Below are 13,522 nucleotides of genomic sequence, written 5' to 3' on the forward strand. Positions count from 1 at the left end.
TCCTGATTGATGTTTCTTCACCAAACGCCAACTATTTCGGCTCCATGATCAGAAATACAGCAGTGTCTGCTCCAATGTTCAACACTTCATGCCACTCAATCTTCTCGTTATAAAATGAGTAACCGGTAGGCACATTGACTTCTCTAATTCCTGTAGTATCCTTTATTCTGAATGCGCTTCCGGTAACCGTATATCCAAAATGGGCAGCATGGTAATGGCGTTGGTGTCCCACACCCGGAGGAAAGGTGCATTGAAGCACCCGAACTTGTTCATTGTCTTCCAGTACTTCACATACGGCTTCATTATTCCACCCGGCTTCCAATGGATCAGGAAGCTTTGATTCTTGATTATTTGTACAACCGAAAAGAAGTCCAAAAATCACTATCAGGGAGCCTGTTCTCATTCTTTGTACCTCCAGCTGGTAAGATCCGCACCTTTAGGAGCACTTTCCTCAATGCGTTTCAGAATTTTATCTACGTACATGGTATTGTATCTCAATCTAGATATATGATTGCCATTTTCCTGATCACCATTCCAGCAATGCTCTGCACGGTCACCATAATCTACCTCCCCGTCATAGTAGGGGTCTGTGGTGCCTTCCAGAAATTCCTCCATCAGGTAGACCGCATTATTCAGGTAATAATTATCCATATCGCCGCAATAGATGTTGATCTTGCCTTGCAACTTAGGACCCAACTCATCCCAGTCTCTTTCCAGGATATATCGCAGGTCGTAATTTTCCTTCCAGTATTCGGCCACTTCTTTATTGATCTTCCCGGTCTTCTTATCCCAGATGCGAACCGGATATCCGTCCTCTCCTTGAGGGGAATAAGTAGCCTCCCAAATATCAAATTGCTGTCCCGAACGAGATTTATCCCCAAGCGCAAGCTCTTTGTGATTGGAGTCTTCCATGTAGGAATTCACTGCACCCAGGTAATCCCGATGGGCAGGAATCGGAACTTGCTTATGTTCGCTTTCATAGTAGTATGCATTGTCATACTCATATAAATCGACCAGGCAGTATGCACGAAAATCAATGGGATCCGGGCACGCAGCAAAGCAGCCGTTGTATTCCTCAGGATACATGACCTGTACCGCCAGCGCTTCCCAACCTCCGGTTGATCCTCCATATAGGAAGCGAGCCCAGCCTTCTCCTATTCCCCTAAACTGCTCTTCGATATGTGGAATCAGTTCGTAGGTAATGGCATCTCCGTAAGGTCCCTGGCTGGCAGAATTTACCGCATAGGAATCATCGTAATAGGGAGTCGGATGCTGTATTTCTATGATGATGAATCGCGGAAAATTATCGCTGATCCATTGCAAGTATTGATTGTAGGCTTCTTGTTGCTGAATGATGTTATATCCCGAAACATTGAAACGAGCCGAGTAATCAGGTTCTAATGTGGGATCCGGAGGCGTGGTTCGGAACCCTCCAAAATCTGATGGATAATGACCATGAAAGATCATTAGTGGGTAATTTGCTTCCGGGTGTTCTTCAAATCCTTTTGGTAATAACACATGAGCACCCAAATACATGTCTCGCCCCCAAAACTCACTGAGGAGGTCACTTTTTATTTTGATGTGTTTGATCCATTCGGTATCGGCAGGTTCGTCGATGGGAGGAATGACCTGATCCATTACGATGGCAAAGTTTTGAGAGGTTCCTTCTTCTATCGTTACCTTGATGGGCGTGCTGTACAGATTTCCGGGTGAACGATTCCACTGCTGGCCTTCCCCGTTATCCATTGGCAGTTTTACCGTATGACCGGAGGAAAGGTTGAATGTCTCATAGGTGTGAAGTAAGGCCTGCACCCAGTATTCTCCGGGCTTCAAATCGTCGAGACTTTGAACCGGATATCCAAACTGTAATCCATCAAATGAGACAGATTGATCCGACGACATGCCTTCCACGTTTTGGCCATATACGATTTGGGTATTAGGTCCATCGTTGATTTGAAATCGAGGTTCAGCCGAATCGTCAGTAGAGAGAAGCAAGAGTAATCTCCCATCTTTTGCTGACTCATTGAGTTTCGTATCGATTGACACGTCAAAAGTGATGGATGGCTGGGATGGCTGACAAGCATAGCAGCAGATGGCCATTGCCAAAATGGTTAGGTATTTCATAGGTCAGGTTTTTAAAAGGATAAGTTACTGAGATTCAGAAAAACTGAAGCACCTAATGCCTTGAAAAGACAAAATAAACGCCCCGTGCAACCTTCTTAAGCTGTTGGCAATCTCCTATTACAAATGGCTATCACTTTTTGATCATAGAAAGCACCACGCCCATGGAAAAAAAATCTGTCCTCCGTTATTTAATCGAACTTGTAATTGTCATCGTTGGTGTCACCATTGCCTTCTGGTTAAATACAAGAGCAGAATCCATCAAGGAAAACCAGACACTCAAGAATTACTATACAGAGTTACTGTCTGATTTGAAACAGGATAGTGTATTGTTAGCTAATAGTATAAAATTGAATGAACGAAAGGTAAACTTAATGGTCCGGGCCATGGGCCTATATGGCCAAGTTCCTGTCAATAGGGATTCCATTTTTATCTACTCTCAGCAGGTAGGTAACTACTATTTCTTTGAACCAAATGACATCACGTATCAATCAATGATTAATAGTGGGGACTTTAAACTCATTAGCAATCTGGAATTGAAACGTCAGCTGGTTTCACTCTATCATCGATACGAAACCATTGAAGAATTTCAAGACAATCATTTACAAGCCTTGGATGACAACTATTTTCCACATTATGTTCAACTGGTCGATTACATCACTTATCAACCCATTAAACCATTAGAGAAGGATATCCTTATCAAAAATTATTTTGCGTATTCAGCCAATGATGTGAATGGACACGTCAATTTTTATCGGAGTGCCTTGCGAAAGGTCATCAAATTAGATTCGCTAATTAGTGAAGAACTTTGATAGTTGAAGTCTTGAGTGAGCAATGATATATTTACCAAATGCGTAAATTTTATCTAGCCATTATTTTCCTATCAGCATTATTTTTTTCCTGCGATCCGGAAGAAAATACAGAATTATCAGATTTTGAAGTTTTCTGTGAAATGGTCGCAAATGATGCCAAACCGATAGCATTAAGTGCACCACAAAGGAGTGATGCAATGGATGCAAACTGGGATGATTACCTAAAGATTGCTACCCAATATGAAGTAAAAATATATCGTGAGTCCAATTTTCCAGTTACTCCCCTATTCCCAGTTGGAGTTACCAAAGGGAAGGAAGTAGCGATCATTTATCGGGAACCTCGATTTGTACAATATGAGCAACTCAAAGCAGACCTTGAGAAAATTGATCCTATCGAAGCGGCAAGAAGATTCGGTCGATTGCTAGGCTATAGTCCTCAGGGAATCAACGAACTATTAATGAAGAATACAGACTTTCGAACATTGGATAGTTTCGGTGTGGAGCGGCAGGTCACTCATCTTTATTATGAAAATATAGATGAAGCGAAGAACTTCTATCAGGAAGTGTTGGGTTTACAATCTACAGATTCGAATCGGTTTATGATTAGTGAGGATGCTATTCTCCAACTCCATGCAATGGATCAGGACCATCCAAGAGGTCAGGCAAAGTCAACCGCTATTGCTTTTTTAACAGACCAGTTACCAGAATGGTATAGCTACATTCAGGAACAGGGCGTTCCTATCAAGTACACCTATAAGCCTCGCGAAGGAGGACCGCATGATGGATTTGTTGCCATTGATCCTGGGGGTTATTTATTGGAATTCGAACAATTCAAACAGCATCCGGAAAATGAACTCTTTATGGCATATCTGGAGAAAGCTCCGAGAATTCAAACCGATATTGAAAACCTAAATTTTTACGGTTCTATTACATGGACATACCACAATGATCTACTCGGGATGCAGCGATTTTATGAGGAGGTTTTAGGGTTTCAACTCGTCGCAGATCAGGGATGGACCAAGATTTATAGAACCTCGCCAACAGGATTCATCGGATTGGTGGATGAGCGTAGAGGCATGATGGACTTTGCCGATTCGAAGGCTGTGGAGATTGAATGGAGCGTTTCTGATTCGGCAATGAACGGATACTTTGCTAAAAGCATATATTGGTCTGAAGAAATGAATGGGTTGATCGGCCCTGAGAAATATCGATACCTGCTCCGGTAAATAGCAACTTATTTTCAAAAATCACAGTGTGAAACAGGCCTAATTGTTTAAGAAAATCACTTTAATGGCGCGAATAAGTGATGAAAAACTTCAATGTTAAGTTTCTGTTAAAAGACAAAACAATATTGCCTTCCCATGACTTTCACTCGCAATTAACATTAAGAATTATGAAAAACTTAAAATTATTTTTAGCGAGTGTTGCATTGGTAATGCTAATGACATTTAACACTCAGGCACAGGACAAAACTATTGTTGAACTGGCAGTGGGAACTGAATCTTTGTCAACTTTAGTAACTGCAGTGAAAGCAGCAGGATTGGTGGAAACATTAAATAGTGAAGGACCTTTTACTGTATTTGCTCCAACAAACGAAGCATTCAATAATTTGCCTGATGGCGTATTGGCTATGCTATTGAAGCCGGAGAATAAAGACAAGCTGACAGCAGTATTAACGTATCATGTTGTAGGTGCAAAAGTTATGTCAACAGACCTGAAAGATGGGATGAAAGCAGGTACCGTACAAGGAGATAAAATAAAGGTAGACCTTAAAAGTGGTGTGAAAATCAATGATGCTAACGTAGCGAAAGCAGACATTAAAGCTTCAAATGGAGTAGTTCACGTAATTGATAAAGTGATTCTTCCTCCATCGTTGAAACTATAAATTTTAGTTAACCATTAGTTGAATGAAAAGCCCTCCATTTTGGAGGGCTGTTTTTTTATTCTTTACCCCATCCTGCTGGACGCTTCCATCTTACTGGTGCTGCAGGCTCTGGTTTCATTTTGAATTCCTGCGTCTCTAATAACTTAAGTGCTTCTGAAACCGCACGCTCCAGCTGGGGATCCTTTCCATCCATTAGCGCTTTTGGCTCTTGAATCACCTCAATATCCGGAGCAACCCCTTCACCTTCTACCGCCCAGTTACCATCTACATCATAGAATCCTCCACGAGGAGCAACCATGCGTCCTCCATCAATAAAGCGCGGAGTATCCCAGGTACCGACAAGACCTCCCCAGGTAAGGGTGCCTACCAGAGGGCCCAGGTTTTTGGCCTTAAACATATAAGGAAGCAAATCTCCGCCAGATCCGGCTCGTTCATTGATGATCATCACCTTTGGTCCCCAGATACCGGCCATCGGAGTGGTCCATGGTCGATTGTCATTGGTCTTACTGTTAAAGTATCCAAATAACTCTCTTGCCATTACATCGATCATGTAATCAGCTGCTGAGCCACCTCCGTTGTTACGTTCGTCCAGGATGACTCCTTTTTTGTCCTGTTGAGAGAAATAGTAGCGGTTGAAATTGGTGAATCCACCACCTCCTGTATTAGGGATGTAAACGTAGGCCAGTTTTCCATTAGACATTTCGGAGACTTTTCTACGATTATTTTCGATCCAATCTGCAGTTCTGAGCTGGTATTCATTTTGAATAGGCTCCACAAAAACATCTTTTCCTCCTGCTGCCGCCTGAGCATTAACAGTCAATCTTGTGGTTCTTCCGGCAGTTTGTTCCAGTAATTGGTAAATGTTGTCATTAGCAGTTAGCCCCTGACCATTAATGGCTGTGATGTAATCGCCTTCTTTCACTCCCAACCCGGGGGTTCCTAGGGGACCTGAAAGATTGGGGTTCCAACTCTCACCGTCGTAAATTTTAGTCAGTCGGTAGTACCCATTTTCCAGGCTGAAATCACAGCCCAAAAGTCCTACGGGAACACGATCTATATCCGGCATATCGCCTCCCGAGACATAACTATGCCCTACGGCTACTTCCCCACTCAGGATATCGACCATGTAATTAAGATCTGTCCTGTGACGAACGTTTTTAACCCATGGCGCATACCATTCATACACTTGGTCCCATGGAGCTCCATGTACATTATCCACGTACAGAAAATCCCTCATGTATCGCCAGCCTTCTCTGAATATCTGGGTGTACTCAGCCTGAGGATCAATCTTAATTTTAGCGTTTGTGCTGATTTTGTCGTCACCGGACGCTTTGCCTGAAGTTCCGGAAATCGACCAACTCCCCCGACTTTGGTGTAAAACATATTCTCCTGTTGAAGAGCTTACTGCCTGATTGATACCAGAAGCAAACTCGGATGCTTCCATTTTTTCCATATCAAACTTATGCACCTTCAGCCCGGATTCGTTCGGTATTGCCTCTGCTACCAGCACGGAATTTTCCTTACTTGCTACCAGCCCTGCATAATTTCGATTAGGGATGTCAAGCGCGATGATGCGAGTGGCCAAACCATCTTTGTCGATGGATATTGCCATTGAAGACTCCTTTTCTTCATCCTTATCCTTTTTCTCTTCCTTTTCCTTTGATTTCTCCACTTCTTCTTCGTCACTCTTCACAATGGTCGGAGAAGGCGTGTCTTTAGATAAGATTAGGCAGTACAAACTTCTGGTGACCTGGGGGTCATACGAACTCATATCCAGCCAACCGGAGTTAAGCCCATAGTTCGTGCTTGCCAGGAAATACAAGTACTTGCCATTCTGATCCCAGATTGGCGTAATGGCATCCGCCATCCCGTCTGTCAATTGTATTTTTTCCTGGGTTTCTACATTGTAAGCAAAAACGGCCTTAAAGTGACTTTCCAGCTGCTTGGCGTAGGTAATCCAGCGGCTATCCGGGGACCATACCGGATTCATGGCACGATTGGGGTGTGCATAGCGATCGGTATCTACTTTCCTGACGTTTCCAGATGCTAAATCGATAGACCAGATGTTATAGTCGGTATCTGTGTAGGCAATGTATTTTCCGTCTGGGGACCAATCCGGCTGAAAGTAGAAAGTAGGATTTTGAAGGCTGTATGTCTTTTGGTTCCCGCCATACTGATCCGCAACCACTAGTTGATACTCTCCTGAGGCGTCTGAAAACCATGCTACTTTATCACCTTTGGGAGACCAGATTGGGGAGCGATCGGCAACACCCGGAGTATTGCTAATATTTCTCCAGCTTCCTTCCTCCTTTGGGAAGGTGAATATCTCTCCGCGATATTCGAAAATGGCTCGTTTTCCATTTGGAGAAACATTAGGATTGGTAAGGTTATTTCCGCTAACATCTGCCCACCTTGGACGGGCAAAGTTCATATCTCCAGCGACCTTAATTTCGAGCTGTGTAGAGTTACCGGAAGCTGGATCCAGTAAATGTAAGTAACCACCCATTTCATAAACAATGGCGTCCGCCGTTGCATCCATGGATTTGATGTCAAAATTTTTGAGAAACGTGACTTGCTTTTCCTGCTGGGTTGCAGGGTCGTAGGACCAGATGTTGCTGAGAAAATCACGCTCAGATAAGTAATAGACTTTGTTGCCATGCCACACAGGACTTAAATGGCGTTCATTGTCAGTTCTGGGTGTTCTCATCAATTCTTTGGATTCCATATCCACAATCCAGATCGGCTGAGCTTGACCACCACGATAGTTTCTCCATTCCGGATCCCAGTAGGTGATGGGTTCATAGGCTACATATTTTCCATTCGGAGATAATTCGCCACTCGCTATCCTAGGAATTTCGAATAACTCAGGTAAACCACCATCCATTCCAATCATGTACCATCGATTAAGGCGTGTAGGGTATGCCTGTCGGGTGGATCGAAAAATTACTTTTCCATCGGGACTCCATCCTTGTACAATGTCTGCCCCCGGATGATAACTCAATCGCTTTGGAGAGCCGCCAGTAGCAGGGATTACATAGACATCTGTGTTTCCATCGTATTGAGCGGAGAACGCAATCCAATTTTCATCGGGAGAGAAGTGAGGCATGGATTCATAACCTTCATTGGTCGTCATACGGATCGCATCTCCTCCAGCTCTGCTTACTTTCCAAAGATCGTTTGCATATACAAATACAATATCTGTTGATGAGATGGTTGGCTGACGTAGGAGCTGAGTGCCCTGGCCTGCAACTGCAAGTGAAACAACAATGCCAATGAGGGATAGAGTGAGGTTCTTTTTCATGTTTGAATTAGGTTACTAGATTGATCAATTTAACCAAAACCAGTTGCCTTACCAATCAGAGTTTGACAGGCGGCACTTGATATTTTAAGCTTCAAGACGATTATTGAGAGGTATTTGATGTTTCTATTATCTTAGGTTTTATAATTCGATTTGATGAAGAAGTGGTTGATTTTTTCCCTTATCATTCTAGGCTGGTCGTGTCAGAAAAAAGATGATGAACAGAAAGGTGAACTTGTTCAAAAAGCGTCAGCCGAAAGGATTCAGCGAATCAAACCGTCTGAATTAACCTTTCCACTTGATTTCCCCGTCATCGAGCTTTCCAAAGTTCTGAATGAGGCACTCCCTGATGTACTGGTCGATGACACATTACAATTAAAAAAAGAGGATGAGTTTATAAAACTAAAAGTTGAGCCCATAGGACAAATGTTATTGGCGTCTTATGGTAATAACCTGGATGCTTCCATTCCAATGCGGGTTACTGCCGAGATTGAAAAGAGATTATTGGGAATTATGACCCATCAGTCGATAGATTTTGAGGTGAGAGTTGATATGAATACGCAGCTATTCATTGAGGAAGATTGGAACCTGGGAAGCAGGTGCAAAATTCAGAAAATTCATTGGATTGAACCACCGGTGATTGAATTCCTGGGAATCAAAGTCAACCTGCAAAACAAGATTGATCAAAAAATTTTGGAGAAATCTGATGTCATTGAAAACAAGATCTGTCACGCACTTCAGAAATTGGTACCATTAAAAGAGCAGGTAGAAAAAATCTGGACCATAATTAGCTGTGCACATAGAATTGGTAAAAAGCCCATTGAAATTTTTCTAACAAGTAATCCGAGTTTCTTTTCAGCCCATTTCTCTAAGGATATAAAAGATACCTTACGAGTGATACTTCATACAAAATCCGAAATATTTATCACGCCATTGGAGGGTTTGGAATATGAACAAAAACCCATGCCAGCCAATATGATTGCTGAATCGGAAGAGGAAATGGGACTTGATATTATGGTAGATGTCTACATACCGTACGAGAAAATGGAAGCTGTTTTAAGGAGACGACTTGACAGTACCCTTTTCATTTACGAAGGGGCATCCATTTTACTTACAAACTTCCGAACGAATACGCTTGACAGAAAGCTCCATTTGAAATTTGATGTTGCCGGAGATATAGAAGCTACCATAGATGCGTATGCTTATCCGTTTTTGGACCGTGAAAAAAACCTGATCATTGATAGCATTGAGTATAACATTGAGAGTGAAAATAGCCTCGTATATCTGGCTGATTGGATAGCAAGTGATCGACTTACAGAATTTCTTCAGAGCAAATCAAAAATACCTTTGGCGCGAACGTTAGATTCCCTTGATTTCAAGATTGTAGAAGCGCTAAACAAATCCAATCTTGGGAGAAAAGTGGAACTAGCAATCACCTTTGATAAGCTAGAGTCAGATACATTGGTATTTACCACCGATGGACTTCAATGGTTCTTCAATGTAGATGGGAGGGCTCATGCCTATTTGACGGAGGAGTTACTGGAAAAATAAAAAAGCCGGAAGATTCCGGCTTTTTCTTGAGAGCATCGTTGACTAATTTCCTCCATCTGGTTGAATTAGAAAAGGAGTTTTTCCGTCGGTGATAATCACTCGAGTACCAGGAGATTTTGCCAGCTGCTTAAAAGCCTCTATGCTTTGCCACTGAATAATTTGAGGACTAATACCTTCCTGAAGGATTTTCTGTGCATCCCTTATCCCCTCTGCTTCCAACATCCTTCGCTGAGCTTCCAATTTCTCTCTTTGTAGCACAAACTCCATCCGTTGAGCTTCCTGTTCTGCTTCCAGTTTGTTTTCGACTGCCATATAGAGTCCTGGAGGCAATTGGATAGTTTTTAATAATACTGCCTCAATTTCGAAACCACGATTTGCGAGAAGCTCACTCATCCTTTTTCTTATTTCATTTTCGATTTCGGCTCGCTTTATGGTATGCATGTCTTTTGCAAAAAACTGCGAACATACATCCGCAGATGCAGACCGAAAGACGCTTTTTATTACCACTTCTTCGTAGTTAGTTCCAATGTTCTCGATGATGTTTGATGCCTCTTCTTTTCTGATATGATACAGAATAGAAATAATCGATTGAACATTGAGACCCTCCTTCGAAGGCAGATTGCTGAGGATCTCCACATTTACTGTGCGAATGGGAAGCTTAATAATGGTCGTGGTGAAAGGGTTAAAAACCTGTGCGCCCGCTTCAATAGTTTTAGGGCTAAGTCTTCCCATCTTTCTTTTGACTCCAACTTCTCCTTGCCTTACCACTGCACATGCGCTCATTAATAGCACAATTGTGGTACTTATTAATACATATTTTATTGTTTTCATTTGAATTGAGATTTAGATGTTAAAAACCTACTTATGGTTGTTGAGTGGTGGTATCTAAATGGTAGGTTTCAAATGACTGGTAAAATACATGTGGTCAATATTGAAATTATGTTGACTATCTGCATTTTTAAAAGTATTGGTAAAAGGGTAATGACTACACAATGATTGTGTCTGAGCAACTTCCGCCAGCTCTACTACCCGACTAAATTTCTTGGAGTGATATTGACTATGGAGTGCTTCCTCTGATCGTTCAGTTTTCTCCGTTTTCTCTGAGATTTCTTCTACGACGATAAAATTTCCTGCATAGGAAATGACACCTACGAATAATAACTGAACAAGCTTTTTGAGTAAGGATTTAATCAATGCGTTTAAGTTGGTATATAGCTCAAGAGCAAATACCAAACCAAAAATAGTTGGATGGTTACCAGGATTCAATTATCTAATTTTAGTTTAGCTATATGATCTACCTCAACAATGCCGGCACTACCTGGCCAAAACCTGAATCCGTAAATGATGCGATTAATCATTTCAATGAGCTTCCACCCGATCAATGGAGGAGTGTTTTTGGAGAGGGTATTCGAACCGTCACTTCCTTTTTAGGTATTCCAAATCCGGAGAGATTTCTCTTCACACAAAGCTGTACCCAGGCATTGGCCACTGCATTCAGTGATTTCCCTTGGGAGCATGGAGATCGCCTGATCATAAGCACAATGGAGCATCACGCCTTATCGAGATGGTACTACAAATTGCACCAAGAGCGAGGGGTCGAAGGAGTGATTATCCCACGAGCCACAGAGGGCCCGTTTGATTTAGATTTTTTTGAAGACGAGCTTAAAAAAGGCGCACGAATGGTCGCTATTTCAATGGCTAGTAATGTGACTGGAGAAATCCTTCCTTTTGAGGAGGTGATTCGCCTTTGCAAGTCGTATGGTGTGGTTTGTTTGCTGGATGGCGCGCAAACCTCGGGGATCATTCCCATAAATGTAGCTGAGCTTGATCCGGATATTTTTGTTTTTGCCGGACATAAAGGGCCATATGGCCCCCAGGGAATTGGCGGACTTTACATTGCGGAAAGCGTAAATATGACCTGTCCTAGCGCGGCTTGTGAGCTTGTGCCGGGAGAGAAAAAAGCATCAGTTTTTCCTACTTACTGCGATACGGGTTCAGCTCCCATGATGACCATCGCGGGGATAACAGCAGGAATTAAGTGGTTAGAAGAAAAAGGATGGGATGAGTTGCTGAGCCATCAAAATAAGTTGGCTAGTAAAATGAGAAAGGGCCTTTCTGATATTGAAGGAATTAAGATAGTAGGCAGTCAAAATTATCATCGATATACAGGTGCAGTATCTATTAAAAGTGCTTCTGTACCTCTTGAAGAAATCAAGGACAAACTGAAGAAGGAAAGCATCATCGGTAGTCTGGGGTTTCAGTGTGCCCCACTCGCACATGAAGCCATTGGCACAAGCGAAACCGGTACCCTTCGGTTTAGTGTGGGCCCAATGAACACGGAAGTGGAGGTGCAAACGCTACTTGATGGGATCCAAAGAATCATCCGATAACATCTCATTAATTTCGCGAATGATCTTGTCGACCTCTTCAGTAGATGCTTTAATTTCTTTAAGCAATTCCTTGTTTGATTCCGGATCATCCGATAACAACTCTGCCAAGCCAATCAGTCGGGCTACAGGTGCCCGTGTAAGATGTGAATTGCTATAGGAAAATTGCTTTATTTTTTGATTTTGTTCATAAACTTTTTTCGTTCTTTTTTTGACCTCATTTTCCAGGTTTTGATTAATGATTTCCAATTTTCTTCTGAATTTTCTCTGGTTACGAAGCAGTCTGTAAAAGATGAATAGCAAGAGTAGAACAGCTAACAGCAGGAGTCCTAAAAGGAGGTTGTTACGAGTAGTAAGTTTGTTCTTTTCTAAAAGAAATTCGATTTGGGTTTCAGCTTCCTGGAGTTTATTCTCTGCTTTTAAGTAATCGTAGTTGATGGCCGGCGAAGCGTTGGATTTAGCTATCAATATGTTTTGTACAAAATCTAATAATCCAAATAGCTTTTCTGAGTCATTAGGATCGTAGAATTGTTTAGCATTCTTGATAAATTCTCGAATCGTGAAAAGGCCATCTACCTGATGAATTAGCTTTTCTGCTTCATTAAAATGATACTTGGCATTCTCGAAATCGCCAATTGCGGAGTAGGAAGAACTCAATGTGATGTGTAGCCCACAAGCACTTTCTATCCGCCCATTTTCCTTGGAAAATTTTAGGTCTTGCAGGGCAAGGGGAATCATTTTTTTATGATCATTTTTTAGAAAATAAATGTAAGCTAAGTTCCCCGTTGAGTTATACATTACCCCATCTGCATTGAAATCCTTTGACTCTTCAATTAAATCCTTCAAGAAAGTTTCTGCTTGTGAAATATAGGTTGAATCGACATTAGAAACAGCCGTAAGAATGCTACCATAGAGACTTTCACTAAGTAGATTGATCTTTTTCTGTATAAGTGCATTTTCTATTAAACCTTCTTCAGAAGATTCGAAATATTTTTCATATGCCTCAATGGCAGCAAACCATTGATCAGAGACCGCAAGTATTCTAACCAAAAAATATTGAGTTAATAAACTCATGGCAGGATTCTTCTGCTTTTCAAAACCATCAACGGCTTTTAAAAACTGATTTTCCGCTTTTGTTTCATCCTCAAAAAGATAGAAGTAACCTTCTACCAAGTTTAGCATTGGATAGTATTTGACTTTCTTCCCAACAAGAATTGCCTCCTTTGCAGCGATTAGGTTTTCAGCAGATTCTGCCGGTGATGAATTTCTGTTGGTTACAGAAAGAATTAAATTTCGCTCAATCTCATTTTCAACAACGCGTGCTTTCTCCGGATTTTCGAAAAGTATGGCATCCACGATTTTTTCATCAAATCCATTACTTGATGCTTGAGCAATAAGACTATGAATTATGAGCTGGAAGAGAAAAAATATGTTTAGCCTACCAAGCACTTCATTTAGATTTAGAAAT

At 41.8% G+C, this 13,522-nt stretch carries 11 protein-coding genes; 5 read left to right on the plus strand and 6 right to left on the minus strand.

The genetic code is table 11. From position 1 onward, the window contains the following. Positions 1–31: 31 nt before the first annotated feature. Together ACO05G_RS17825 and ACO05G_RS17830 are read right to left on the minus strand one after the other, a co-directional pair. Positions 32–403, minus strand: coding sequence for a hypothetical protein (locus ACO05G_RS17825; protein ID WP_421763962.1), 372 nt, complete (start codon positions 401–403; stop codon positions 32–34). Further along, positions 400–2,124, minus strand: coding sequence for a hypothetical protein (locus ACO05G_RS17830; protein ID WP_421763963.1), 1,725 nt, complete (start codon positions 2,122–2,124; stop codon positions 400–402). The genes ACO05G_RS17825 and ACO05G_RS17830 overlap by 4 nt, the downstream gene beginning before the upstream one ends. 161 nt (positions 2,125–2,285) lie before the next feature. Here ACO05G_RS17830 and ACO05G_RS17835 point away from each other — a divergent pair, with 161 nt between their 5' ends. The 3 genes from ACO05G_RS17835 to ACO05G_RS17845 all read left to right on the plus strand — a co-directional run bounded on the left by ACO05G_RS17835 (position 2,286) and on the right by ACO05G_RS17845 (position 4,818). Further along, positions 2,286–2,933, plus strand: coding sequence for a DUF6090 family protein (locus tag ACO05G_RS17835; protein WP_421763964.1), 648 nt, complete (start codon positions 2,286–2,288; stop codon positions 2,931–2,933). A 38-nt stretch (positions 2,934–2,971) separates the two neighbouring features. Further along, positions 2,972–4,159, plus strand: coding sequence for a VOC family protein (locus tag ACO05G_RS17840; RefSeq protein WP_421763965.1), 1,188 nt, complete (start codon positions 2,972–2,974; stop codon positions 4,157–4,159). Positions 4,160–4,326: 167 nt separating this feature from the next. Next, on the plus strand, positions 4,327–4,818 hold the full coding sequence (locus ACO05G_RS17845; protein WP_421763966.1) for a fasciclin domain-containing protein: 492 nt from the start codon (positions 4,327–4,329) through the stop codon (positions 4,816–4,818). Positions 4,819–4,873: 55 nt separating this feature from the next. Here ACO05G_RS17845 and ACO05G_RS17850 read toward each other — a convergent pair whose 3' ends face one another. After that, positions 4,874–8,119: a S41 family peptidase gene (locus ACO05G_RS17850; protein WP_421763967.1), complete on the minus strand. Its 3,246-nt coding sequence runs from the start codon at positions 8,117–8,119 to the stop codon at positions 4,874–4,876. A gap of 153 nt (positions 8,120–8,272) precedes the next feature. Between ACO05G_RS17850 and ACO05G_RS17855 the strand changes: the two genes are divergently transcribed. Then, on the plus strand, positions 8,273–9,667 hold the full coding sequence (locus ACO05G_RS17855) for a DUF4403 family protein (RefSeq protein WP_421763968.1): 1,395 nt from the start codon (positions 8,273–8,275) through the stop codon (positions 9,665–9,667). 42 nt (positions 9,668–9,709) lie between these two features. Here ACO05G_RS17855 and ACO05G_RS17860 read toward each other — a convergent pair whose 3' ends face one another. Continuing rightward, on the minus strand, positions 9,710–10,498 hold the full coding sequence (locus ACO05G_RS17860; protein ID WP_421763969.1) for a prohibitin family protein: 789 nt from the start codon (positions 10,496–10,498) through the stop codon (positions 9,710–9,712). A 54-nt stretch (positions 10,499–10,552) separates the two neighbouring features. Then, on the minus strand, positions 10,553–10,933 hold the full coding sequence (locus ACO05G_RS17865; RefSeq protein ID WP_421763970.1) for a hypothetical protein: 381 nt from the start codon (positions 10,931–10,933) through the stop codon (positions 10,553–10,555). Between the two features lie 23 nt (positions 10,934–10,956). Here ACO05G_RS17865 and ACO05G_RS17870 point away from each other — a divergent pair, with 23 nt between their 5' ends. Beyond that, positions 10,957–12,057 (plus strand): aminotransferase class V-fold PLP-dependent enzyme, encoded by a 1,101-nt coding sequence (locus ACO05G_RS17870; protein WP_421763971.1) that lies wholly within the window; start codon positions 10,957–10,959, stop codon positions 12,055–12,057. Here the strand turns inward: ACO05G_RS17870 and ACO05G_RS17875 are convergent. Then, positions 12,025–13,503, minus strand: a complete 1,479-nt coding sequence (locus tag ACO05G_RS17875) for a histidine kinase dimerization/phospho-acceptor domain-containing protein (protein WP_421763972.1) — start codon at positions 13,501–13,503, stop codon at positions 12,025–12,027. The two genes, ACO05G_RS17870 and ACO05G_RS17875, sit on opposite strands and share 33 nt — an antisense overlap. Positions 13,504–13,522: the final 19 nt, after the last annotated feature.

The sequence above is a fragment of the Ekhidna sp. genome, from assembly GCF_965227465.1.
Classification (GTDB): Bacteria; Bacteroidota; Bacteroidia; order Cytophagales; family Cyclobacteriaceae; genus Ekhidna.